Source organism: uncultured Marinobacter sp., assembly GCF_947259545.1.
Classification (GTDB): Bacteria; Pseudomonadota; Gammaproteobacteria; order Pseudomonadales; family Oleiphilaceae; genus Marinobacter.
In genome coordinates, this window is the sequence record NZ_CAMYMK010000007.1 from 93,201 (window position 1) to 116,177 (window position 22,977).

Genomic DNA, 22,977 nt, shown 5'->3' on the forward strand with positions numbered 1-22,977 from the left:
AAATGATGCTATTTACTCGATGACTCTCTTTATTCAATGACAGATACGGAGGCAAGAAGTTGCCTGACCCGTTCGGCGCTTTTTCCGGATTCTCCCTGTTCCAGCCGGTGTTCCGCAACTGCGGGAAACACGGCCTGGATGTCGTCGGGCAATACGTGATGGCGTCCATCCATCAGCGCCCAGGCTCTGGCGGCGCGAACCAGGCCAAGACCCGCACGGGGTGACAGGCCATAGAGCAGGCCGGGCATGCGTCGGCTGTGTTCCAGCAGGCGCTGGACATAATCCAGCAGGGCGGGGCTGGTCGTTACCCTTCCGACGGCTTCCTGAAGGGTGTCCAGGTCGGCCTGAGTCAGCAGCGTTTGCAGTTTGTCGGTCAGCATGCGGCGATCTTCGCCTTCAAGCAGTTCCCGCTCAGCCTTGGGATCCGGATAGCCAAGGCGAAGCCGCATGAGGAAGCGGTCCAGCTGGGATTCGGGAAGCGGGTAGGTGCCTCCCTGTTCGATGGGGTTCTGGGTCGCGATAACAAAGAACGGGTGAGGCAGCGGGCGAGTCTCTCCTTCGATGGAAACCTGCCGTTCCTCCATGGCCTCAAGGAGTGCGCTTTGTGTGCGCGGCGAGGCCCGGTTGATTTCATCAGCAAGGACGACCTGAGCGAAGATGGGTCCCTTGTGGAATACCAGTGTTCCGGCTTGCTTGTCGTACATTGAGTAGCCGAGTACGTCGGCAGGTAGCAGGTCGTTGGTGAACTGGATGCGCTGATAACTGAGGCCCATAATCCGGGCCAGGGCATGGGAGAGGGTGGTTTTGCCCATGCCGGGAATGTCTTCGATCAACAGGTGGCCGCGGGCCATCAGTCCGCAGATGGCCAGGCGAACCTGTTGTTCCTTGCCCAGCAGTATGGTGTTGAGTTCGTTAACAACGCTATCAATGATTTTCTTCATGCAGGATTCAGTCCCGTACCCTTTTGAGTATGTCGCTGTAGGCGTCAATGCGTCGATCTCTCAGATACGGCCAGATGCGTCGTATCGATTCGCTGCGGTTACGGTCAATGGTGGCGTGCAGGATGGTTTCCGAGCGGTCATCCGCTCTCGCCAGGAACTCGCCCTGGGGGCCACAGATAAAGCTGTTACCCCAAAAACGAATGCCATTGGAGTAGCCGGATGGGTCCGGTTCGGTACCAACCCGGTTCGGAGCAATCACAGGCAGGTTGTTGGCGACGGCGTGTCCGCGCTGTACGGTGACCCAGGCTTCCAGCTGCCTTGCCTGTTCTTCCGGATCGTCGGTTGTGTCCCAGCCAATGGCGGTGGGGTAGATCAGGATTTCGGCGCCGGCGAGTGCCATCAACCGTGCCGCCTCTGGATACCACTGGTCCCAGCACACCAGGACGCCGAGCTTGCCAGCGGAGGTTTCAATCGGGGTAAAGCCGCTACGGCCATCATTGAAGCTGGCGTCGCCGGGGGTAAAGTAGAATTTTTCATAGAATCCGGGGTCATCCGGGATGTGCATTTTGCGATAGATGCCGGCGATGGACCCGTCTCGTTCAAATACCACCGCGGTGTTGTGATACACACCGTTCATGCGCCGTTCGAAGATCGACCCCACCAGCACGATGCCGAGTTCGGCGGCAAGCGCTGAAAGATGGTCGCTGGTAGGACCCGGGATAGGCTCAGCCAACTCAAACACCGAGGTGTCTTCGGTTTGGCAGAAATAAAGGGTAGCGTGCAGCTCCTGTAGAACAATCAGTTGTGCGCCTTCGGATGCAGCCTGCCTGACCAGCTTTTCACTGGTCGCAAGGCTGACTGCTTTGTCCGGGCTGGAAGTCTGCTGAATGGCGGCTACGTTCAGTGCGGAGCGGGTCATGGGGTTACCACTCCTGCGGGCAGTTGCATGGTGACACAGTGCAGGCTGCCGTGTTGTTGGATCAGTTGCCGACAATTGATGGGAATGATTTCCCGCTCCGGGAACAGGCCCTGCATGATGGCAATGGCTTCGTCGTCCTGAGGCACGTCGTAAACAGGCAGTAGCACGGCGCCGTTGATGATCAGGAAATTGGCGTACGTAGCCGGCAGGCGTTGCCCGTCTTCATCCAGGATGGCTTCGGGCCACGGCAGTGGTGTCAGTTTGTAGGGAGAGCCATCTGCCTGATGGAAGTGTTGTAATTCCTCTTCCATGGCTGCCAGGGCGCTGTAATGTTCATCGGCAATGTCCGGACACGCCACATAGCAGATGTGATCGGATGCGCAGAACCGCGCCAGGGTGTCGATATGACTATCGGTGTCGTCGCCGGCCAGGTAGCCATGGTTGAGCCATAAAACACGATCTGCCCCCAGGGTTTCAGACAGCAGGTCTTCTATGGCTGCACGATCCACTGTCGGGTTCCTCGTGGGGGTCAGCATGCACTCGCTGGTGGTTAGGATGGTCCCCTGTCCATCCGATTCGATGGAGCCACCTTCCAGTACGAAATCCACGGGCGTCATGGGTATAGCCCCAAAAACCCCGGCATTATGGAGGTGTTGATTGAGCGCGTTGTCTTTCTCCCAGGGGAACTTGCCACCCCAGGCATTAAACCTGAAATCCAGTATCGCCATGCCGTTCGGCGTTTCCACCGAAATCGGGCCATGGTCTCTGGCCCAGGTGTCGTTGGCAGGGGCCGGTACTGTGATGACACGACCCGGTAGCCCTTCTTCGCTCGCGTAGGCGGACAACTGCTGGCCCAGTTCCTGTAAGCGGGCCACATGTTCACAGCTGATGATCAGGTGTTCGTGTCTGAGCACCGCTTTGGCGATTGCCATAAACACGGGTTCCACTTCCTTGAGAATGCTGAACCAGTCGGTACCGGCGTGCGGCCAGGTCAGCATGACCGCGCTTTGAGGGGCCCATTCGGCGGGCAAAACACGTCTGGAAGTCAATTTATCGCCACCTATTGCAAAAGGTCGTCATTCTAACCAACGAACGACGTTGCGTCAGGATGTGTATGGAGGAATTCTGTGCTACCGATTAGCGGTCCCGTTTCAACACTGTATGGATCACGTGGTTGCCCTCGAAATAGACGACAAAGCCATCGTAATGCCATTGTGAAATGGGCGGGTCGCCAACGGGACCCCGGGTTTCGCGAGGAGTTCCCCAGGATTCGCGGACACTGGCCTGACTCATGCCAGTGCGGGGAAGGTCAGTTTCCGACCGTTCAGCCTGTGATCCCACCGGTATCTTTACTTGTTCGGCCGTGACTGGCGTCAAGGGGGACAGGCCAAGGGCTGCCAACGTTACGACGGCGCCGAGCAGACGGGTTACAGGCTTTTTCATCGGTATTGTACTCCCTGAAATCGTTATGTGCTGTTGTACAGTAAGACATCTTAAGGACATGGATGAAACGTAATATCCGAAAAACGTTAGCAAAAGTCACACGTTTTCGTCAGTTTACACGTTTTGACGTTGCCGGATTTGCCAGCGCATCACATGTCGGGCAATTTGTTGGCGGTCGCTGTCCTGTATTTCGGTAAACTCGGTATGAACCCTGGCGCCGCCGCTTTCATCGGGTATCGTGTGAAGTACTCGGGCGATGGCCTGGGGTTGAAAGAGTTCGGGAGGCAGCGTCATCCTCACTGCCAGAATATCCCCGCCGGACCAGGCGTTCGTGGCACTGTGAAAGGCCAGTCCACCTTCGCTGAGCGTAACATCCTGCCAGTCCTCAGGTTGCAACGGATTTTGCTCAAAGGCCATAATGCGCGCCAGCGTATCCAGCTTCCCGTTCAGTGACTTGATCAGTGAGGTCAGCAGGCGGTCCCGCTCCGCGAGATTGGCCAGTTGAATCCGTACATCCTGGTCCAGTCGTTTCAGGTCTGCGCGAAGGGCGTCCAGATGATCGCCATTGAAAGGATCGTATCCTTGTTTGGCGTTCTCCGGAACCTTGCGGATTTCCAGACCAATGCGGTCTTCGATCCGGAAAAAATCCCGGCGATCCGAAGCCGTCTCTGACGGAGAGGTATCTGGAGAGGTGTTGGGTGTTCGTGACGGCATCACGGCTCCGTAAGCACAGCAATTTTTTGTTTATGTTGAAAAGTTTAGCAGTTTCCAGGCAGTCGTGTGTCCGGAAATCCGAATGACCCGAAGGTAGCAACAGGCACCTCCTCATGTTCAGACCTTTATCGTTGTATGTTGGTTTGCGATACACCGCGGCAAAGCGGCGCAATCACTTTATTTCTTTCATCTCACTCACCTCGATGATCGGGCTGATGCTCGGTGTTGCGGTGTTGATTATTGTCCTCTCGGTGATGAACGGTTTCGACCGTGAGCTGAAGCAGCGCATTCTCGGCATGGTTCCCCATGCTGTTATCCAGGGCGCGGATCAGCTCCGGGACTGGGAAACCGTCGACGCAAAAGTCGAGGAGCATCCCCGGGTTCTTGCTGCCGCTCCCTTCATTCAGGGACAGGGTATGGTCACCGGTGGCGGTGATGTCCGGGGGGTGATGCTAAATGGTGTGTTGCCGGACCAGGAGCGCAGCGTATCCATCATTGAAAACCATATGCTTGAAGGCAGCCTGGACGACCTGAAATCCGGTGAGTTTGGCATGATTGTCGGCCGGTTAATGGCGTCCAGCCTGCGCCTGCAGATCGGTGACAAGGTCACCGTTGTGTTGCCGGAGGCTTCCGTCACACCGGCAGGTGTGTTGCCCAGACTCAAGCGGTTTACAGTCAAGGGAATCTTCAGCGTTGGCGCGGAGCTTGATGGAAATTACACGCTGATCCACATGGATGATGCGGCAAAACTGATGCGAACCGGCGGTCAGGCCCAGGGGGTGAGACTGCTGGTGGATGACCTGTTCGCGGCTCCGAAAGTCGCCGAGCAGGCGGCCCGTGGATTGGATGGCCGCTACTATATCTCCGACTGGACCCGAACCCATGGCAACCTGTTTCAGGCCATTCGCATGGAAAAGACCATGATTGGGCTGCTGTTGATGTTTATCGTGGCGGTAGCTGCCTTCAACATCGTATCAACCCTGGTCATGGTCGTGACCGACAAAACCGCGGATATCGCAATCTTGCGCACCATGGGGGCAACCCCGGGACGGATCATGCGAATCTTTATCATTCAGGGTGGTGTGATTGGCATCTTTGGCACGCTGGTCGGTACCACGCTCGGCGTTGTCGGGGCGTTGAATATCAGTGCATTCATTTCCTGGCTGGAGGCGGCCCTTGGTCACCAGTTCCTCAGCGCGGACGTGTATTTCATCAGTTATCTGCCGTCGCAATTGCAGTGGCAGGACGTGGCAATTATCAGTGGCGCTGGTCTGGCAATGAGTCTGCTGGCGACCATTTACCCCGCCTGGCGGGCATCACGAATCGATCCGGCGGAGGCCCTGCGTTATGAATGATGTGATCACTCCGACGGCTGGTAAATCACTGGTTATCGACTGCCAGCAGGTGACTCGTACCTACAACGAAGGGCCGGAAAAGCTCACGATTTTTTCCGACATTTCTCTGCAGGTTGCGGCTGGCGAAACAGTTGCAATTGTGGGTAGCAGTGGTGCCGGGAAAACCACGTTGCTGAACCTGCTCGGCGGACTTGACCGGCCCTCTTCCGGCCATATCTCCATTTGCGACCAGGATATTCATCGCATGAGTGAGGCTGGTCGGGCACGGTTTCGTAACCGGCATCTTGGGTTCGTCTACCAGTTCCATCATTTGCTCCCGGAATTCACGGCCCTTGAAAACGTGATGATGCCGTGTGCGCTTGGTGGCATGGACGTGAAGGCTGCCGAGGAAAAGGCCAGCGCTGTGCTTACCAAAGTGGGGCTGGGGGAGCGCTTCAGTCATAAGCCGGGAGAGCTCTCGGGCGGTGAGCGTCAGCGGGTGGCGATTGCCCGGGCACTGGTAAACGAACCGGAATGCGTGCTGATGGATGAGCCGACCGGGAATCTGGATGAGCATACCGGAGAGGGTGTACGGCAATTGATCGAGTCCCTGCGGGACCAGTTGGGAATCGCGTTCGTGATGGTGACCCACGACATGCACATGGCTCGGAGTCTCGGGCGGGTATTGCGTCTGGAGCAGGGGCGGCTATTGGTCGAACACGCCGCAGAAAGCTAACGCTTGCGTCGACGAAGGAAGCGCCGGTCCTGCCAGTCAGAGCGTACTTTGCGACGCCACAGGTACTGGATCAACAGGTAGGCGAGGCAGGCGGACAGAGTGGCGACGATCAGTGAACCCAGGTAGAGCGGTATGCCAATGTCCAGGATCCGTTCACTGATCCACTTCCACGACACCTGGAACTCGAAATTGAGTACCGGTCGGTCCAGAATCCAGGCACCGATCTTGTAATTGAAGTAGAACATCGGCGGCATGGTCAGCGGGTTGCTGATCCAGACCAGCACCACGGACAGGGGCAGGTTGGCATTGAACCAGATGGCAAAGAATGCGGCGGCCAGCATCTGGAATGGCATTGGGATAAAACCCAGGAAAATGCCTACCAGGAAGGCGCGGGAAACGCTGTGACGGTTAATGTGCCATAGGTTGGGTTCATGAAGGATGTCGCCGAGAAAGCGCAGCGACTCCATCGCCCTGACTCGATCAGGCGTTGGTAGGTATCGTTTCATGAACTTCTTTGGCATTTGGAAGTTCTGCCTGCTCAGAATGACAGCCCGGGACACGATGTCTTGCCGGAGCTTGGGAATAATCAGGAGGACATGGATTGTCCGGAAGTCTTGTCGCTTTTGCCTGCGGCGTTATCTTACTTTATACCTTCCCGGTCGTGCCACCTCTGAAGTGGCTGATTGTTGCCCTGTTGTCAGTACTTTATGGGGCTTATTCGTTGCCCTCACGGCGGGTGTCCAGACGGGCTCTTTGGCTCGCCTGCCTGCTTGCAGGCCTGACCTGGTCATCCTGGCACGCATCCGAGCGCCTGCAGCACGCTTTTCCTGTCGAACTGGAAGGTGAGGTAGTCGAGGTGTCGGGCTACCTGTGCGAAATTCCCACAGAAGGAAGTTATAACAGCCTGCGGTTCAGCTTTTGTGTCACCCGCTGGCACCTCCCGACAGGTTACGAGGGAGAAGCCACCGCGTTCCCCTCAAGGATTCGGCTCGCATGGTATGGCCGCGAGGAGCAATCCCTTCCGGGGCAACGGCTCCGTCTGAAGGTTGCGCTCAAGCAGCCCCACGGGGCGATCAATCCAACCGGGTTTCGCTACGAATCGTGGCTGTACCGAAAAGGATTCCGGGCGACCGGAACGATCCGGGGTGTGGATTCCGATTCCTCGGTACCGTGTAACCTGCATTGCGACTATATGGTCTGGCGCCAGCAGTTGGCCGATGCGGTCGGCGTCGCCGTGGGTGAAGCCAGGCATTATCCGCTGGTTGCTTCTCTGCTCATCGGGTTTCGGGGAGAAATGACCCCAGGCCACTGGGAGGTGCTGAAGGCTACCGGCACCATTCACCTGGTCGCCATCTCCGGCCTGCATCTTGGCCTGATTGCTCTTGGCGCAGGGTTTCTGGTCCGCAGGTTGCTTCTCTGGTTGCCGGGACCGTTGCTCGGGCCCCGTCACGGGCGTTATCTGGTCTATGTCTCGGTTGCCCTGGTCAGTATCACCTACAGTCTTGCCGCTGGCTTCACCGTTCCGACGCGTCGGGCATTGATTATGGTGCTGGTCGCCGGCTGGATTGTGATCCATGGTCGCCAGGTATCGCCATGGCAGGGATTGGTGCTGGCCCTGTTTTTGGTGTTGCTGGCGGATACTTTTTCCCCGCTGGATCAGGGTTTCTGGTTATCCTTCGGAGCTGTCACGGTGCTGGTGCTGGTTTTTGCCCGGCGCCTGTCTTCCCCAGGCTGGGGCAGCGCCCTGATGCTTGCGCAGGTTGCGGTATTTGCCGGTCTATGGCCGGTGCTTGCCGTACTGGGGCAGGGGCAACCTGTGTCGGGGCTGCTTGCCAACGTGTTTGCCATTCCCTGGGTATCGCTCGTCGTCATGCCGGTATTGATGGTTGGCGCTGCGCTTATATGGCTGCTACCGCAGAGTCAGATGTGGGTGGTGGAGTGTTTTGATCTGGTGTTGGGGGTGCTGTGGAATGTCCTGGTATGGCTGTCCTCCCTGGACCTGCCCAGTGGCAATCCCGGTGTTGCCGCAACCCTGGGGGTCGCTGTGTTAGCGATCCTTTCGCTGGTTGTTCCTTCGTTGCGGATTCGCGCGGTGGTCGCGATCCTGATGGTGCCCTGGTTGCTGATGTCCTTGCTTGCAGAGCGGGATGATAACCGTTGGGTAGAGGTGCCGGAAGTCTGGGTATGGGATGTTGGCCAGGGGTTGTCTTTGCTTGTTCGTCATCAGGATCAGGTGCTGTTGTATGACACCGGACCATCCATTCCCGGTGTCTTTTCCGCCGTTGAGTCAGTCCTGGTGCCTAATCTCGAGAGTCTGGGGGTAAGGACCATCAATACGCTGGTAATCAGCCACGGAGACAGTGATCACGCCGGAGGGCTGCCTCTGTTGTTTGCTACGCTACCGGTAGCGGAGGTCATTTCCGGAGAGCCGGAACGTGTAGGTGCTCGTTCAGGTAAGTCCGCGCCAGCGCCCGAACCTTGTCGCCCGGGACTGGTCCGTCATATTGGTGAGCTCACCCTGAGCTTTTGGCGGAATCCGGAGGCGGCGGATGTGGATTCGAACAATGCTTCCTGCGTAGTGATCGTTACCAGCCCGGACGGGGCCGCCCAGATCCTATTGCCCGGGGATATTTCTGACGATGTGGAGTCCCGGATGCCGGATCAGCCCCTGTTTTCCGAAGGAGCATATGAAGATGCTTTTCGGGTTGTCCTGGCACCCCACCACGGCAGCAAAACCTCTTCCTCACGTTCCTGGGTCCAGTGGCTCGATCCGGATGTGGTGATATACAGTGCGGGCTATCGCCACAGGTTCGGTCATCCTCACCCATCGGTGGTGGACCGCTACCGGATGGCAGGGAGCCAGCAGCTGAATACGGCGTATTCCGGCGCCATCCGGCTGGTGATGGGTAAAAACGGTATCGGGATAGAGGAGCAGCGCCGGTCAACGCCGTTCTGGATACGGCAGCCCGTAACGGATTGGTGGGCATTGTAAAATACCGTGACACAACGGGTGTGGCCTGCGGCGGCAGCTATGCTAAAGTAGCGCGGCTTGTTAACAATCAGGGAGACCAAGCGTGTTCGAGCTGTTGAAAGCCGGTGGCATTCTGATGGTGCCAATTGTAGCCTGTTCCATTCTGGCACTTGCCATAATCCTTGAACGTTTCTGGACGTTGCGGCCCTCCAGGGTAGCGCCTCCTCAGACCATTAATGAACTCTGGCGCTGGATCAAGAAAAAGGAGCTGAACGGCCGCAAACTCAAGGCTCTGCAGGGTTCCTCCCCCCTTGGCAGAATTCTCGCGGGCGGGTTGATGAACGCCAAACATGGTCGCGAGATCATGAAGGAAAGCATTGAGCATGAGGCCAGCCAGGTTATCCATGACCTTGAGCGTTTCCTTAATCCCCTGGGCACCGTAGCCACAATCACGCCACTGCTTGGTCTTCTGGGAACGGTGATCGGGATGATCAAGGTATTTGCCGAGATCCAGTTGGCCGGAGTCGGTAACGCAGGCAACCTGGCCGGTGGTATCTCAGAGGCATTGATTACAACCGCAGCAGGGCTGAGTGTTGCCATCCCGGCGTTGATTGGCCATCGTTATTTCATTCGTCGCGTCGATGAATTGGTGGTGGGTATGGAGCAGGAAGCCATCAAGCTGGTGGAAGTGGTCCATGGTGACCGTGAAATCGACGTGGAAGGAGCCTGAACGCCGTGAAGTTCAAGCGCCAGAGAAGCCAGGAGGTTGGGGTAGACCTGACGCCATTGATTGACGTGGTGTTCTTGCTGCTGATCTTCTTTATGGTTTCCACCACCTTCACGCGCGAAAGCCACCTTGAGGTAGAGTTGCCGGAGGCCAGTGCCGAGGCACGCGCAGAAACCGAAGTGCGGGAAATTGATGTGGTGATCAATGCTGAAGGGCAGTACATTCTCAACAGTCGCACCCTCGTCAATAATCGCCGTGAAACCCTGGAGAAGGCTGTGCGGGAACTCTCGGAGGGGGACAACTCGTTGCCATACGTGATCACGGCGGATGCCCGTACGCCCCATGAATTTGTGGTCAGGGCTATGGACGTGGCGGGCCGTCTCGGCTTTGCGAAGCTGAGTATAACCACTGAGCGGGAGGCTGACGGGCAGTGAGTGAATCCGCCAAAGCTGACGTCAGTGAATTGCAGGATGCTTCCAATTGGGCCACCTATAAGCGCCTGCTGGCCTACGTCAAACCATTCTGGCTGGCGTTCTCGTTGGCAGTGCTTGGTAACGTAATCTATGCCGCGGCCTCCACCGGTATGGCGGCGGCCATGGAGTACGTCATTGAAGCCATTGAGAATCCGACCGATCAGAACCGCATCCTGCTTACCCTGCTGATTGTTGGCGTGTTCGCCTTCCGTGGCTTGGGTACCTTCCTGAGTCAGTATTTCATCAGCTACGTTGGACGTCAGGTTATTAATGCGCTGAGAACCCAGGTGTTCGACCGGCTGATGACGCTGCCATCCCGTTACTTTGATGACAATGCGTCCGGACGCCTGGTCTCGAAGCTGACGTTCAACGTTGAGCAGGTGGCGGAAGCGACCACCAACGCAGTGACGATCACCCTGCGGGAAGGTCTGACCATAGTTGGTCTGCTCGGTTTCATGCTCTACACCAACTGGAAGCTGACCATTGTGTTCCTCGCAGTGGGGCCCATTATCGGGTTTGTGGTCAGCTACGCCAGCAAACGTTTTCGCAGGATCAGCCAACGGATTCAGGGCTCCATGGGCGATATTACCCATGTGGCGTCCGAGTCCATCTCCGGATACCGCGTGGTGCGAACCTTCGGGGGCGAGGACTACGAACGGGAGCGGTTCCGGGAGGTCAGCGAAAAGAACCTGAAACAGAGCCTGAAAATGGCCTCCACCCAGGCCATCAGCGTACCGGTGATTCAGGTCCTGGTGGCGGTGGCAATTGCTGCGCTGGTCTGGACCATGCTGTCACCCGGCATTCGCGGTGAAATGAGCACCGGCGAGCTGATTGCCTTCATCACGGCCGCCACCACCATGGCCAAGCCGATTCGCCAGGTGACATCCGTGCACGCGAAAATCCAGAAGGGTGTCGCTGCAGCTCTTGATGTGTTTGGCACTATAGATGAAGAGCCCGAGCACGATGATGGCACCTTCAGTCCCACGCGGGTCAACGGCGACATTGAATTTGACGATGTGTCCTTCCGTTATCGGGATCAGCTGGATGACGTGCTGACCGGGATCTCACTGGATATCCCGGCGGGCCAGAGCGTGGCGCTGGTAGGCCGGTCCGGCAGTGGCAAGTCCACTCTGGTCAGTTTGTTGCCCCGGTTTTATGAATACACCGGAGGAGACATCCGCATAGACGGGCACTCCCTCAAGGAATTCAGTCTGCAGGCGTTGCGTGCCCAGATCGCTCTGGTCACCCAGAACGTGGTGCTGTTTAACGACACCATTGCCGCCAATATTGGCTATGGGGCCCTGCGCCATTGCAGCCGTGAAGAGATTCGTGAGGCCGCAGCGAAGGCTCATGCCCTGGAGTTCATCGACCGGATGCCCGAAGGATTGGACACCATGATCGGGGACAATGGGGTTATGCTTTCGGGAGGTCAGCGTCAGCGCCTGGCTATTGCCCGGGCGCTACTCAAGGACGCCCCGATCCTGATTCTCGATGAAGCAACCTCCGCCCTGGATACGGAATCCGAGCGCCATATTCAGGAGGCCCTTGAAACAGTGATGCAGGGCAGGACCACGCTGGTTATCGCGCACCGCCTGTCGACCATCGAAAAGGCCGATCGCATCCTGGTAATGGACGGCGGCCAGATTGTTGAGTCCGGCCGTCATGATGAACTTCTCGCGACAGGCGGCGCATACGCCCAGTTGCATCAGATGCAGTTCAGCGAGCAGGCATGACCACACTGACAGACAGGCTCTGGTACGGTCGTAGCCGGCCCTTGTGGCCGCTCTATCCGCTAGCCTGGCTGTATCGAATTGTGGCTGAGGGGCGACGACGTAAAGCCTGGCAGGTCAAGGATGAGCCGCTACCGGTGCCTGTTGTCGTGGTTGGGAATATCACGGCGGGTGGAACGGGGAAGTCCCCGTTGACAGCACTGCTTGTGACTCTGCTGAGAGAGCAGGGCTGGCGACCGGTGATACTGAGCCGGGGGTATGGTGGCCGTTCCAAGGATTATCCCCTGCGGGTTGAGCCGGAAACCAGTCCTGAAATAGCGGGTGATGAGCCGGTTATGCTGGCGCTGGAAACCGGCTGCCCTGTGGTAGTGGATCCCCAAAGGAAGCGCGGTGCCCTGTGGGCTCTTGAGCAACAGCTTGGCGATGTGCTGATCTGTGACGATGGCCTGCAGCATTACCGGTTGCCCCGGGACATCGAGCTGGCGGTGTTTGATGCTGAGAGAGGCATCGGCAACGGCGCCGGCATCCCCGTTGGCCCATTGCGCGAGCCCGTGGACAGACTTTCGGGAGTGGACTTCGTGGTAACCAACGGCGGGACACTGGAAGAGCTGGAGCATCCCGCGCAGTTCACCATGACCCTTGAACCTGCGGAGTTACGTAACCTGAAATCTGGTAAAACCGCTGCCCTCGACTGTCTTCGTGACAAGCCGGTGCATGCGGTCGCGGGTATCGGTAACCCAGGCCGTTTTTTCGCTACACTGGAAACACTTGGAGCCCAGGTTTCGGCGACAGCCTTCGCTGACCACCATAAGTTTCGTGCCTCGGATCTTCGGGTGGGTGACGGTGATTGGCTGCTGATGACGGCCAAGGATGCGGTAAAATGCCGTGAGTTTGCTCCGGATAATGCCTGGGTACTGTCAGTGCAGGCACAACTGCCAGAGGCTTTTGCTGCGGCATTCCTGGCTCGTGTGCAGGAATGCAAGGATTCTTTAACGATTTATGAACCTGTGAGAGCGCATAATGGATAAGAAATTGCTGGCCATGCTGGCTTGCCCTGTCTGTAAAGGGGACCTGAAACTGAACCGGGAAAAAACCGAACTGATTTGCTATCAGGATGCCATGGCGTTTCCGATCCGTGAGGGTATCCCGGTCATGCTGGCAACCGAAGCCCGCACCCTGTCTACTGACGAGCGCCTCGATAAACGCTGATAGGTGAGTTCCATGTCTTTTACGGTGGTGATTCCAGCCCGATACGCCTCCACACGGCTTCCCGGAAAACCATTGGCAGATATAGCCGGGAAACCGATGATCCAGCACGTCTACGAGCGTGCCCGGGACAGCAATGCCGGTCGTGTGGTTATAGCCACTGACGACAACCGTATCGAAGCTGCCTGCCGCGCGTTTGGTGCGGAAGTGGTCATGACCTCGCCCGACCATGCCAGTGGTACGGACCGGTTGGAGGAAGTGGCCCGCAAGCTGGAGTTTGCCCCCGATGACAGGGTGGTCAATGTTCAGGGGGATGAGCCGCTGATCCCGCCATCCCTGATCAATCAGGTGGCGGCCAACCTGGAGCGTTTTCCCGATGCGGCCATTGCCACTCTGTGTGAAAAAATCACGGATGTGGCCAGCGTGTTCAATCCGAATGTGGTGAAAGTGGTCTCAGATCATCAGGGTATGGCCCATTATTTCAGCCGCGCGCCGATCCCCTGGGCGAGGGATGCCTGGAGTGATGGTGACTGGTCATTGTGGACCGCCAGTATACCGGAGGAAGTGGATTACTATCGTCACATCGGTATCTATGGCTACCGCGTACGGTTATTGACGGATTTTGTCCGCTGGGCTCCGGCGCCTACCGAGATGACGGAATCGCTGGAACAACTGAGGGCGCTGTACAACGGTGCTCGCATTCATGTGGAAGAAGCGACTGAGACACCGCCAGCAGGTGTTGATACAGAAGCCGATCTGGAGCGACTGCGGCAATGGATGGAAGCGGAAACACGGGGCCTATGACCATGCAGAAACCGGTTTACGTTCTTTTTGTCTGTCTTGGCAATATCTGCAGGTCACCCAGTGCCGAGGGTGTGTTTCGACGTGCGGTACATGAAGCGGGGCTGGAAGAGATTATCCATATCGACTCCTGTGGCACCGGAGACTGGCACATTGGCAAGGCACCGGATGATCGCGCTCAGCAAAAAGCCCACCAGCGGGGTATCGATATTTCCGGTCTTCGAGCCCGGCAGTTCCGGGCTAGTGATCTTGAGCACTTCGATTATATTCTGGTGATGGATCGACAGAACCTTGCGGACGTAAGGGATGTCTGGCGTCAGAATGGAGGCACGGAACCCGAGTTGTTCCTGAGTTATGGTCTCAGTGAACACGAGGAAGTGCCTGATCCCTATTACGGCGGAGACAAGGGCTTCGAAACCGTGCTGGATCTCATTGAAGAGGCCAGTGAGGGGCTTCTTGATGAGATACGGAGATACCTGGCTTGAGTCTTCCACCAGCGCTTGAAGAGCACGTCAGTCTGGCGGCGATGAACAGTTTGGCTGTTCCGGCCAGTGCCCGTTGGTTCGCGGAAGTGACTTCGGGCCAGGAGCTCGAATCCCTGCTTGAAGTGGCTGAGCAAAGAGACCTGGCCACTTTGATTCTCGGAGGCGGCAGCAACCTGGTGTTTGCCGGTGATTTTGACGGGCTGGTGTTGCACATGGGGATAACCGGGCGTTGCTGGGAACACGTCGATGGGGATTCAGCCATCCTGGTGCTGGGCGCCGGAGAGAACTGGCATGAATCGGTACTCTATGCTGCCTCAGCGGGTTACCGTGGCATTGAAAACCTGGCCCTGATCCCCGGCACGGTCGGCGCGGCCCCGGTGCAGAATATCGGCGCCTATGGCGTGGAACTGAAAGATACCCTGGTGAGTGTTACCGCTCTCGATCGTAAAACCGGGGAATGGGTGGTGCTGGCCAACGAAGACTGCGGGTTCGGCTATCGGGACAGTCTGTTCAAGCATCAGCCTGGACGCTATGTCATCACCGAGTTACGCCTACGGCTCTGCCGCTCCAGGGAGTTGACCCTGGGGTATGCCGATCTGGCCAATTATTTCGATGGCGCAGGCACCTCGAATCTTAAGGCTCTGGATGTTGCCCAGGCCGTCATGGCGGTGCGTCGACGCAAGCTTCCTGATCCCGAGCAGATTCCCAACGCTGGCAGCTTCTTCAAGAATCCGATAGTGGACCGGAAGGTCTGGGGCGAGCTCAAGTTAGCGTACCCGGACATGCCCGGTTATCCGGGCAATGGCACTGCAAAGCTGGCGGCAGCCTGGCTCATTGATCAGTGTGGCTGGAAGGGCTTCCGTAATGATCGCGTAGGGGTCCACAATCGCCAGGCGCTTGTGTTGATCAATCATTCCGGTGGCAGTGGATCGGATGTGTTGGCGCTGGCGGAGCGCATCCGACAGGATGTCCTGGCGAGATTTGGGGTAGCACTGGAAATGGAACCGGGCGTTATCCCGCCGGATCGTGCATTGGGGCGGTAACCCCAATGCACCAGTCTCGAGCCTTCCTCAGAGACCTTTTCGTGGCGAGGCGTTAATCAGGAAAGGCAGGGCTTCATCCAGCGTGACGTCCTGTTTGTCGTCGTCACGACGTCCCTTGTATTCCAGAGTGCCTGCTTCTATGCCACGGTCAGACACCACGAAACGGTGGGGGATGCCGATCAGTTCCATGTCGGCGAATTTGACGCCGGGACGCTCTTTCCGATCGTCCAGAAGGACATCAAAGCCGGCCTGACGCAGTTGGTTGTACAGCTTCTCCCCGGCTTCCGCGACTTTTGGCGATTTGTGGGCGTTCAGTGTGACCACTGCAACTTCAAAGGGCGCAATCGCCTCGGGCCAGATAATGCCTTTGTCGTCGTGGTTCTGCTCGATAGAGGCCGCTACAATCCGGGAAACCCCGATGCCATAGCAACCCATCTCAAGAATCACACTCTTGCCGTTCTCATCCAGCACCGTGGCGTTCATCGCTGTGCTGTATTTGTTGCCCAGCTTGAAGATGTGCCCCACCTCGATACCGCGACGGATTTCCAGGGTGCCCTTGCCATCCGGGCTTGCATCGCCTTCGACCACATTACGGAGATCCTCGACACGGTCAAGTTCTGCATCGCGCCCCCAGTTAACACCGGTGAGGTGGAATCCTTCTTTGTTGGCGCCACAGACAAAGTCCGCCAGGTGCGCTGCACTCCGGTCAACGATCACCGGTACCGGCAGATTGACAGGGCCGATGGAGCCGGCCTTGCAGCCAGTTGCTTTCTCGATTTCTTCATCGGTGGCCATGGTCAGAGGCTCGGCGACACCGGCCAGATTCTCGGCCTTGATCTCGTTCAGGGTGTGATCACCACGGAGGATCAGGGCTACCAGGCCGGACTCGCCGTTCTCATCCTCGTCGGCTTTAACCAGTAACGTTTTCACGGTGCGGTTGGCGTCGATACCAAGGAATTCCGCCACAGCGTCGATGGTCCGCTGATCCGGCGTTGACACTTCCTTAAGTTCTTCTGAAGGGGCAGGGCGATCACCGGCAGGGGCGACTGCTTCGGCTTTCTCTATGTTTGCGGCGTAGTCACTATCGCTGCTGAACACAATGTCGTCCTCGCCGGATGACGCCAGTACGTGAAATTCGTGTGAGGCGCTGCCACCGATAGCGCCGGAGTCAGCCTGAACCGGACGGTAGTCGAGACCAAGACGATCAAAAATGGCGCAATAGGTGCGATGCATAACTTCGTAGGTTTCGTTCAGGGATTCCGCGTTCAGGTGGAAGGAGTATGCGTCCTTCATGATGAATTCCCTGGCGCGCATGACGCCGAATCGCGGACGACGTTCGTCACGGAATTTGGTCTGGATCTGGTAAAAGTTGGAGGGCAGCTCTTTGTAGCTCTTCAACTCGTTACGAATCACGTCCGTAATGACTTCTTCGTGGGTCGGACCGAAACAGAAATCGCGACCGTGGCGATCATTCATCCTCAGCAGTTCGCCGCCGTATTGTTCCCAGCGACCGGATTCCTGCCATAGCTCGGCTGGTTGCACGGCTGGCATTAACACTTCCTGGGCACCACTCTTGTCCATTTCCTCCCGCACGATACGCTCAACTTTACGCAGGGTACGCAGGCCCATCGGCAGCCAGGTGTATAGGCCAGAGGCGAGTTTGCGGATCATGCCGGCCCGGAGCATCAGCTGGTGGCTGATCACTTCGGCGTCCGCGGGTGTTTCTTTCTGGGTAGCAATCAGGAAACGGCTTGCTCGCATTGTGTCTTCCGTATGAGGTTGTGAAGGTTCTTAGACTAATGGACAGGCCCGATATGGCACGTCCGGACCTTTATTTGTCGTAAAGTGGTGGTTATTGTACGGAGCCTGTCACACAAGGTACAGATCGAGTGGCCATATGACCGCAGACAATACAGAAGCACCCATCAGTGTCACCCCGCGCCGGAAGCCGGTTCAGGCTCGCAGTCGCGAGCGTGTGAATACGATCCTCGAGCATGCAGCCGCCATTTTCCATGAAGTTGGCGTGGACAGCACCAGTATGTCCGCCATTGCTCGCCAATCCGGCATGTCGCTGGCATCCCTGTATCGGTATTTCCCGAACAAGGTCGCGATCGTAAAAGCCATTGCGGAACGCCATGTTGAAAAAATGGAGACCGCATTGCGGGAGCGCCTGGGGGAGGTCCTTCTGGTGGATGCGGTGGATGTTCTGATTGAGCTTTTTTATGAGTTCTACAGGACTGAACCTGCCTATGCTGCGATCTGGAGTGGTGTTGAAGCCATGCCGGAATTGCGCGAGCTTGATCTCCGGGAGCTCTATAACAACGCCAGGGATCTGGATGCCCGCTTGAGCGAGGAATACCCTCATATTCCCGATGAGCGGCGCTGGAATGCGTGCCTGGCGGTGCCCAGGTCCGCCGGGTCTGTTTTGAGACTGGCGGCGACATTACCAGAGGAGCAGGCGCGAGCCCTGGTTTTTGAGCTCAAATGCATGGTGAGAGCCTATTTGAAAGAGCTCATTTGTGAATAATGCCCCCTTTTTCAGGATAAATAGCCAAGCGGCAGTGCCGTGCTGTCAATCACCCGGCGTAGTACGAAACTGGAATGGACACCGCTGACCCCCTGAATGCGGGTAATTCGGTTGAGAAGGAAGTGATGGTAGTGGTCCATGTCCGGTACCACGACTTTCAGCATGTAGTCGGCATCCTGGCCAGTTATCAGATAACACTCCTGAACTTCCGGATACTCCGCCACCTGCTCCTCGAAGGCCGCGAAACGTTCAGGCGTGTGGCGATCCATGCCGATCAGTATGACTGCGGTGAGCGATAATCCCAGCTTCTTGTGATCCAGAATGGTCACCTTCCGAACAATGATTCCGGCGCCCTCCATAGCCCTGACTCGCCGTAAACAGGGGGAGGGTGACAGCCCGACCTTGTCGGCGAGTTCCTGATTGGTGAGAGAGCCGTCCTGCTGCAATTGCTCCAGGATTTTGCGGTCAATTTTATCGATTTTTATGAGGGTTTCAGGCATTGGTGGCATAATATTGCGCCCTGAATGAATTGATGGGCAGAAACGACTAAAATACTAGACTAGAAACGAAAAATAGCAATCATTTGTCCCGGAATCCCGGTTAATCTGTACACCATATAGAGATTGTCCCCAGAGAAGCTCAAGGAAAAGACGTCATGGCATTTGATCATCGCAAGTATGTTGCTTTTAAGCCGGTTGCCAAGAAAGATCGTCGCTGGCCGGATCGCGTGATTGAAAAAGCACCTACCTGGTGTGCGGTGGACCTTCGTGATGGTAACCAGGCACTGGTCAAGCCCATGTCAGTTGCCCAGAAGCAGCGTCTGTTCGATTTGCTGGTGAAGCTGGGCTTCAAGGAAATTGAAATCGGCTTCCCGGCAGCCAGTCAGCCGGATTTTGATTTTTGCCGCAAGTTGATTGAAGAGGACCGCATTCCGTCGGATGTGAAAATCCAGGTGTTGACTCAGGCCCGCCCGGAACTCATTGAGCGCACCTATGAGGCGTTGCAGGGGGCGAAGCAGGCCATTGTCCACGTTTATAACTCCACATCCACCGTTCAGCGTGAACAGGTGTTCGGTCTTGACCGTGACGGCATTCGGGATATCGCAGTGAACGGTGCCCGTGTGGTGCAGGAAATTGCCGCACGCCACCCGGAAACGGATTGGACCTTCCAGTACTCCCCGGAAAGCTTCACCGGCACCGAGCTGGATTTTGCCGCCGAGGTGATTGATGCCGTCAATGACGTGTGGCGTCCGGACCAGGGACAGCCGGTGATTATCAATCTGCCGGCTACCGTCGAGATGGCAACACCGAACGTGTTTGCCGACCAGATAGAGTGGATTTGTGACCGGGTCCGTTACCGTGAACACATCAGCATCAGCGTTCACACCCACAATGACCGTGGCTGCGGGGTAGCGGCGGCCGAACTGGCGGTCATGGCCGGTGCTGACCGTGTGGAGGGCACCCTGATGGGGAACGGTGAGCGCACCGGGAATATGGATCTGGTCACCATGGCGATGAACCTGTACTCCCAGGGAATCGATCCGACACTGGATCTGTCCGGCATGGCGGAGATTACCGAGGTTGTAGAGGCCTGTACGGAGATATCGACCCACCCACGCCACCCCTATGCGGGTGAGTTGGTCTTTACGGCTTTCTCCGGCAGCCATCAGGATGCCATTCGCAAGTGTCTTTCCAGGCGCAATGATGGCGATGTCTGGAACGTGGCCTACCTGCCCATCGATCCCCGTGACCTCGGCCGCCGGTATGAAGAGGTGGTTCGTATCAACAGCCAGTCCGGTAAGGGTGGTGTGGCTTATGTATTGGAGCGTGACTACAAGATCACCCTGCCACGCTGGTTGCAGATTGAGTTCAGTAAAGTGGTACAGGGTGAAGCCGAGGTCAACGGTGGTGAGATTGACTCCATGACCATTCACCGCCTGTTTGAAGAGCGATACCTGAAGGTGCACGCAGCATGGGCGTTGACCTCCTACGATCTACACCGTGATGAAGACGGTGTGATGGCTGTCGTCAGCATGGGGCAAGAGCGCCCGGTTCGTCTGGAAGGGCGTGGCCTTGGTGCAGTGGAAGCGGTTTCCGCGGCACTGGAGGAACGGTACGGGGTGAAAATCGCCGTTGAGGCATACGATGAGTTTGCTTTGGGTGAGGGCACTAACGCCAATGCGCTGGCGTGTATCCGTCTGATTGCCAATAACGCTCACTGCAGTGCTGCGGCGCTGGCAGAAGACACTACTTCCGCCACCCTTCAGGCATTGCTTTCAGCGGTTGCGCAAGTAGTCGATGTGCCGGTGAATGCTGCATCCATTGCAGAACCCGCGGAGTCTGCCGGGGTCTGAATCGGTTCCAGATGCCAATAAAAAGCCGGCATGTGCCGGCTTTTTATACTGCCTGGTTATTGCCATTGCCCGTGAGGGGCAAAGGCGGTCGCGTAACCTCAGACCGGGGTTACGTTCTCCGCCTGGGGACCTTTCGGGCCCTGTGTTACGGTGAACTGTACCTGCTGACCTTCGGTCAGGGTACGGAAACCGCTGGCATTGATTGCACTATAGTGAACGAACACGTCACTGCCACCGTCCTGAGCGATGAAGCCAAAGCCCTTGGACTCGTTAAACCACTTAACGTGGCCGGTTTTTGTATCAGACATTGATCTTTCCTGTATTCCTGAAATTTTGCCCTCACGGGACCTTCGGTTTTTTGAAGTTAAACCGATGCTGAGAAATCCGAGCGTACTGAGGAAGGGGCAACGAAGAGCACTGCGGCAGGACGTTGGAACACTTTCACCAAATACCGCTGTATTTTCACAGCAATTTCAGTATAGACCGACTTTCGGGGTCGTCAACGCTTTTTGATGACTTTTCTTGAGGTTTTTAAAGTAGCAAAAACAACGGGTTGTCATAGAATCGTCACCAAATATCCCGGCCCTTGCCGAGCTGGGATATTTGGTTGTTACTGGCGCGGGGTCAGTTTCGGAAGTGCTGGTTGATTTCTTCCAGAATGGCCGGGTCGTCAATGGTGCTGGGCACTACGTAATCTTCTCCGTCCGCTATCTGGCGGATAACCCTTCGGAGTATTTTTCCAGAACGGGTTTTGGGCAGTCGCTCGACAACCATAGCCCGGCGAAAACAGGCAATGGCGCCGATCTTTTCCCTTACCATCTCTACTAATTCTTCCTCCAGCTCATCGTGATCAATGGTTGCACCATCCTTAATGAGCACGAGGCCGACGGGAACCTGCCCCTTCATTTCGTCCTGGGCGCCAACCACGCAGCACTCGGCGATCGCTGGATGAGAGGCAACCACTTCCTCCATTTCCCCGGTCGACAGGCGGTGGCCCGCGACGTTAATGACGTCATCGGTCCGTCCCATGACAAACACATAGCCGTCATCATCAATAAAACCGCCGTCCCCTGAGCTGTAAAAGCCTTCAATGGGTTCAAGGTAGGTCTTTCGGAAGCGCGCATCGTCGCCCCATACCGTCATCATGCAGCCCGGAGGCAAGGGAAGCTTGACCGCGATCTGTCCCTGTTCTTCGGTAGCCATCTGGTTGCCTTCCATGTCCACCACCTGGACATTGAACCCGGGGGAGGGAACCGTGGCGGAGCCGGGCTTGGTAGCCATCATTTCAATGCCGACGGGGTTGCAGCAAATGGCCCAGCCGGTTTCGGTCTGCCACCAGTGGTCCAGCACAGGCAGGCCGGTCTGTTCCCGCAGCCACTCGTACGTCGCGGGATCCAGGCGCTCGCCGGCCAGAAACAGCCGCTTCAGTGAACTGATATCGTATTGCGAGAGCTGGTCTGCTTCCGGGTCTTCCTTGCGCACTGCCCGAAAGGCGGTTGGCGCGGTGAAGAGCATATTAACCTTGTGATCCCGTACCACGCGCCAGAAGGCCCCGGCATCCGGTGTCTTGACCGGTTTGCCCTCATAAAGAATGGTTGTGCAGCCTGCAAACAGGGGGGCATATACGATGTAGCTGTGGCCGACGACCCAGCCCACGTCTGAGGCGGCCCAGTAAACATCGCCGGGTTTAGCATCGTAAACCAGTTTCATGCTGTAACGGAGTGCGACAGCGTGGCCGCCGTTGTCTCTCACCACGCCCTTGGGCTTGCCAGTGGTGCCTGAGGTATAAAGGATGTAAAGCGGATCGGTGGATTTGACCGGGACCGGGTCTACCGGACCGGCGTTGGCTGCCAGCTCTGACCAGTCATAATCCCGTCCCTCCTGCAGCTGTGCTGTGGCCTGAGGGCGCTGATACAGAATGCAGAATTCGGGTTTATGGCTGGCCTGGTTGATGGCTTTGTCCACCAGCGGTTTGTATTCAATGATTTTCGTTACTTCGATTCCGCAGGAAGCGGTAATGATGGCCTTTGGGCGGGCATCGTCGATTCGCACGGCCAGTTCATGGGCAGCAAACCCACCAAATACGACGGAATGTATGGCCCCGATCCGGGCGCAACCGAGCATCGCCACAACCGCTTCGGGTATCATCGGCATGTAGATGATTACGCGATCGCCCTTGGCGATTCCCCGGTCTTTCAACGCACCGGCGAACCTGGCGACATCAGCGGTCAGTTCGTTATAGGTGTAGGATTTCTGGGTATTGGTTACCGGGGAGTCGTAGATAAGGGCAGTCTGATCTCCGCGACCTGCTCGGATATTGGCGTCGAGCGCGACGTCGCAGGAATTGAGCTCGCCGTCGGGGAACCACACGCCGTGACCATTGTCGGTTGCCTGCCAGATGGTCTCAGGGGATTTGAACCAGTCAATGTTCGCAGCCTGCTCGCGCCAGAACTCGTCAGGCCTGTCTATGGAACGCCTGAATTCAGAGTTGTAGTCCATACCATCTACCTCATGAGCCCGTTGTTGTTCTACTGTTGTTAATGACAACTGTAGGCACTTTGAGGGGAAGGACTA

Annotated in this window: 23 protein-coding genes; 13 read left to right on the forward strand and 10 right to left on the reverse strand. The window is 57.0% G+C overall.

The window, feature by feature from the left end:
* Positions 1 to 29: 29 nt before the first annotated feature.
* The 5 genes from Q0Y21_RS08215 to Q0Y21_RS08235 form a co-directional block, all read right to left on the reverse strand.
* Positions 30 to 941 (reverse strand): AAA family ATPase, encoded by a 912-nt coding sequence (locus Q0Y21_RS08215; protein ID WP_297793646.1) that lies wholly within the window; start codon positions 939 to 941, stop codon positions 30 to 32.
* Positions 942 to 948: 7 nt separating this feature from the next.
* Complete coding sequence (locus tag Q0Y21_RS08220; RefSeq protein WP_297793649.1) at positions 949 to 1,860, reverse strand: carbon-nitrogen hydrolase; 912 nt, start codon at positions 1,858 to 1,860, stop codon at positions 949 to 951.
* Positions 1,857 to 2,909 (reverse strand): agmatine/peptidylarginine deiminase, encoded by a 1,053-nt coding sequence (locus tag Q0Y21_RS08225; protein ID WP_297793651.1) that lies wholly within the window; start codon positions 2,907 to 2,909, stop codon positions 1,857 to 1,859. The genes Q0Y21_RS08220 and Q0Y21_RS08225 overlap by 4 nt, the downstream gene beginning before the upstream one ends.
* 88 nt (positions 2,910 to 2,997) lie before the next feature.
* Positions 2,998 to 3,303 carry a hypothetical protein gene (locus tag Q0Y21_RS08230; protein WP_297793654.1) on the reverse strand — a complete coding sequence of 102 codons (306 nt, stop codon included), beginning with the start codon at positions 3,301 to 3,303 and terminating at the stop codon, positions 2,998 to 3,000.
* A 114-nt stretch (positions 3,304 to 3,417) separates the two neighbouring features.
* Positions 3,418 to 4,017 (reverse strand): PilZ domain-containing protein, encoded by a 600-nt coding sequence (locus Q0Y21_RS08235; RefSeq protein ID WP_297793657.1) that lies wholly within the window; start codon positions 4,015 to 4,017, stop codon positions 3,418 to 3,420.
* A 113-nt stretch (positions 4,018 to 4,130) separates the two neighbouring features.
* On the opposite strand from Q0Y21_RS08235, the gene Q0Y21_RS08240 reads away from it, so the two are divergent.
* Together Q0Y21_RS08240 and Q0Y21_RS08245 are read left to right on the forward strand one after the other, a co-directional pair.
* Entirely contained in the window at positions 4,131 to 5,372 is a 1,242-nt protein-coding gene (locus Q0Y21_RS08240) for a lipoprotein-releasing ABC transporter permease subunit (protein WP_297793660.1), read from the forward strand.
* A complete protein-coding gene (locus tag Q0Y21_RS08245) occupies positions 5,365 to 6,087 on the forward strand; it encodes an ATP-binding cassette domain-containing protein (protein ID WP_297793662.1) in 723 nt (240 codons plus the stop codon). The genes Q0Y21_RS08240 and Q0Y21_RS08245 overlap by 8 nt, the downstream gene beginning before the upstream one ends.
* On the opposite strand, the gene Q0Y21_RS08250 is transcribed toward Q0Y21_RS08245, so the two are convergent.
* The gene (locus Q0Y21_RS08250; RefSeq protein WP_297793665.1) at positions 6,084 to 6,608 is read right to left on the reverse strand and encodes a DUF2062 domain-containing protein; all 525 of its coding nucleotides are present in this window, start codon (positions 6,606 to 6,608) and stop codon (positions 6,084 to 6,086) included. The two genes, Q0Y21_RS08245 and Q0Y21_RS08250, sit on opposite strands and share 4 nt — an antisense overlap.
* An 80-nt stretch (positions 6,609 to 6,688) precedes the next feature.
* On the opposite strand from Q0Y21_RS08250, the gene Q0Y21_RS08255 reads away from it, so the two are divergent.
* The 9 genes from Q0Y21_RS08255 (at position 6,689) to murB (ending at position 15,523) form a co-directional block, all read left to right on the forward strand.
* Positions 6,689 to 9,079: a DNA internalization-related competence protein ComEC/Rec2 gene (locus tag Q0Y21_RS08255; protein WP_297793668.1), complete on the forward strand. Its 2,391-nt coding sequence runs from the start codon at positions 6,689 to 6,691 to the stop codon at positions 9,077 to 9,079.
* An 82-nt stretch (positions 9,080 to 9,161) separates the two neighbouring features.
* Positions 9,162 to 9,788: a MotA/TolQ/ExbB proton channel family protein gene (locus tag Q0Y21_RS08260; protein ID WP_127332786.1), complete on the forward strand. Its 627-nt coding sequence runs from the start codon at positions 9,162 to 9,164 to the stop codon at positions 9,786 to 9,788.
* Between the two features lie 5 nt (positions 9,789 to 9,793).
* Positions 9,794 to 10,219, forward strand: coding sequence for a biopolymer transporter ExbD (locus tag Q0Y21_RS08265; protein WP_297793673.1), 426 nt, complete (start codon positions 9,794 to 9,796; stop codon positions 10,217 to 10,219).
* Positions 10,216 to 11,991: a lipid A export permease/ATP-binding protein MsbA gene (msbA, locus tag Q0Y21_RS08270; RefSeq protein WP_297793675.1), complete on the forward strand. Its 1,776-nt coding sequence runs from the start codon at positions 10,216 to 10,218 to the stop codon at positions 11,989 to 11,991. Before Q0Y21_RS08265 ends, msbA begins: the two co-directional genes overlap by 4 nt.
* Positions 11,988 to 13,016 (forward strand): tetraacyldisaccharide 4'-kinase, encoded by a 1,029-nt coding sequence (gene lpxK / locus Q0Y21_RS08275; protein ID WP_297793678.1) that lies wholly within the window; start codon positions 11,988 to 11,990, stop codon positions 13,014 to 13,016. The genes msbA and lpxK overlap by 4 nt, the downstream gene beginning before the upstream one ends.
* Positions 13,009 to 13,197 carry a Trm112 family protein gene (locus tag Q0Y21_RS08280; protein ID WP_012137741.1) on the forward strand — a complete coding sequence of 63 codons (189 nt, stop codon included), beginning with the start codon at positions 13,009 to 13,011 and terminating at the stop codon, positions 13,195 to 13,197. Before lpxK ends, Q0Y21_RS08280 begins: the two co-directional genes overlap by 8 nt.
* 12 nt (positions 13,198 to 13,209) lie before the next feature.
* Complete coding sequence (gene kdsB / locus Q0Y21_RS08285; RefSeq protein WP_297793681.1) at positions 13,210 to 13,998, forward strand: 3-deoxy-manno-octulosonate cytidylyltransferase; 789 nt, start codon at positions 13,210 to 13,212, stop codon at positions 13,996 to 13,998.
* 2 nt (positions 13,999 to 14,000) lie between these two features.
* On the forward strand, positions 14,001 to 14,480 hold the full coding sequence (locus Q0Y21_RS08290) for a low molecular weight protein-tyrosine-phosphatase (protein WP_297795345.1): 480 nt from the start codon (positions 14,001 to 14,003) through the stop codon (positions 14,478 to 14,480).
* Complete coding sequence (gene murB / locus Q0Y21_RS08295; protein ID WP_297793684.1) at positions 14,477 to 15,523, forward strand: UDP-N-acetylmuramate dehydrogenase; 1,047 nt, start codon at positions 14,477 to 14,479, stop codon at positions 15,521 to 15,523. Before Q0Y21_RS08290 ends, murB begins: the two co-directional genes overlap by 4 nt.
* Before the next feature lie 27 nt (positions 15,524 to 15,550).
* Here the strand turns inward: murB and Q0Y21_RS08300 are convergent, their stop codons facing one another.
* Positions 15,551 to 17,284 (reverse strand): proline--tRNA ligase, encoded by a 1,734-nt coding sequence (locus Q0Y21_RS08300; RefSeq protein WP_297793687.1) that lies wholly within the window; start codon positions 17,282 to 17,284, stop codon positions 15,551 to 15,553.
* Positions 17,285 to 17,561: 277 nt separating this feature from the next.
* Between Q0Y21_RS08300 and Q0Y21_RS08305 the strand changes: the two genes are divergently transcribed.
* Entirely contained in the window at positions 17,562 to 18,050 is a 489-nt protein-coding gene (locus Q0Y21_RS08305; RefSeq protein ID WP_297795348.1) for a TetR/AcrR family transcriptional regulator, read from the forward strand.
* An 11-nt stretch (positions 18,051 to 18,061) separates the two neighbouring features.
* On the opposite strand, the gene Q0Y21_RS08310 is transcribed toward Q0Y21_RS08305, so the two are convergent.
* A complete protein-coding gene (locus tag Q0Y21_RS08310) occupies positions 18,062 to 18,559 on the reverse strand; it encodes an Lrp/AsnC family transcriptional regulator (RefSeq protein ID WP_297793690.1) in 498 nt (165 codons plus the stop codon).
* 146 nt (positions 18,560 to 18,705) lie between these two features.
* On the opposite strand from Q0Y21_RS08310, the gene leuA reads away from it, so the two are divergent.
* The gene (gene leuA / locus Q0Y21_RS08315; RefSeq protein ID WP_297793693.1) at positions 18,706 to 20,403 is read left to right on the forward strand and encodes a 2-isopropylmalate synthase; all 1,698 of its coding nucleotides are present in this window, start codon (positions 18,706 to 18,708) and stop codon (positions 20,401 to 20,403) included.
* Positions 20,404 to 20,501: 98 nt separating this feature from the next.
* Here the strand turns inward: leuA and Q0Y21_RS08320 are convergent, their stop codons facing one another.
* Both Q0Y21_RS08320 and Q0Y21_RS08325 read right to left on the reverse strand, forming a co-directional pair.
* A complete protein-coding gene (locus Q0Y21_RS08320; RefSeq protein ID WP_008169155.1) occupies positions 20,502 to 20,711 on the reverse strand; it encodes a cold-shock protein in 210 nt (69 codons plus the stop codon).
* Between the two features lie 316 nt (positions 20,712 to 21,027).
* Positions 21,028 to 22,950 (reverse strand): acetate--CoA ligase, encoded by a 1,923-nt coding sequence (locus Q0Y21_RS08325; RefSeq protein ID WP_297793696.1) that lies wholly within the window; start codon positions 22,948 to 22,950, stop codon positions 21,028 to 21,030.
* Positions 22,951 to 22,977 lie beyond the last annotated feature (27 nt).

Excerpts from the sequence above, each read along its gene's own strand:
- Q0Y21_RS08250 (WP_297793665.1), bottom strand. The coding sequence starts at position 6,608 with ATGCCAAAGAAGTTCATGAAACGATACCTACCAACGCCTGATCGAGTC.
- Q0Y21_RS08230 (WP_297793654.1), bottom strand. The coding sequence starts at position 3,303 with ATGAAAAAGCCTGTAACCCGTCTGCTCGGCGCCGTCGTAACGTTGGCA.
- Q0Y21_RS08240 (WP_297793660.1), top strand. The coding sequence starts at position 4,131 with ATGTTCAGACCTTTATCGTTGTATGTTGGTTTGCGATACACCGCGGCA.
- Q0Y21_RS08235 (WP_297793657.1), bottom strand. The coding sequence starts at position 4,017 with ATGCCGTCACGAACACCCAACACCTCTCCAGATACCTCTCCGTCAGAG.
- Q0Y21_RS08290 (WP_297795345.1), top strand. The coding sequence starts at position 14,001 with ATGCAGAAACCGGTTTACGTTCTTTTTGTCTGTCTTGGCAATATCTGC.
- Q0Y21_RS08280 (WP_012137741.1), top strand. The coding sequence starts at position 13,009 with ATGGATAAGAAATTGCTGGCCATGCTGGCTTGCCCTGTCTGTAAAGGG.
- lpxK (WP_297793678.1), top strand. The coding sequence starts at position 11,988 with ATGACCACACTGACAGACAGGCTCTGGTACGGTCGTAGCCGGCCCTTG.
- Q0Y21_RS08245 (WP_297793662.1), top strand. The coding sequence starts at position 5,365 with ATGAATGATGTGATCACTCCGACGGCTGGTAAATCACTGGTTATCGAC.
- kdsB (WP_297793681.1), top strand. The coding sequence starts at position 13,210 with ATGTCTTTTACGGTGGTGATTCCAGCCCGATACGCCTCCACACGGCTT.
- Q0Y21_RS08320 (WP_008169155.1), bottom strand. The coding sequence starts at position 20,711 with ATGTCTGATACAAAAACCGGCCACGTTAAGTGGTTTAACGAGTCCAAG.
- Q0Y21_RS08220 (WP_297793649.1), bottom strand. The coding sequence starts at position 1,860 with ATGACCCGCTCCGCACTGAACGTAGCCGCCATTCAGCAGACTTCCAGC.
- leuA (WP_297793693.1), top strand. The coding sequence starts at position 18,706 with ATGGCATTTGATCATCGCAAGTATGTTGCTTTTAAGCCGGTTGCCAAG.
- Q0Y21_RS08305 (WP_297795348.1), top strand. The coding sequence starts at position 17,562 with ATGTCCGCCATTGCTCGCCAATCCGGCATGTCGCTGGCATCCCTGTAT.
- Q0Y21_RS08300 (WP_297793687.1), bottom strand. The coding sequence starts at position 17,284 with ATGCGAGCAAGCCGTTTCCTGATTGCTACCCAGAAAGAAACACCCGCG.
- Q0Y21_RS08215 (WP_297793646.1), bottom strand. The coding sequence starts at position 941 with ATGAAGAAAATCATTGATAGCGTTGTTAACGAACTCAACACCATACTG.
- Q0Y21_RS08310 (WP_297793690.1), bottom strand. The coding sequence starts at position 18,559 with ATGCCACCAATGCCTGAAACCCTCATAAAAATCGATAAAATTGACCGC.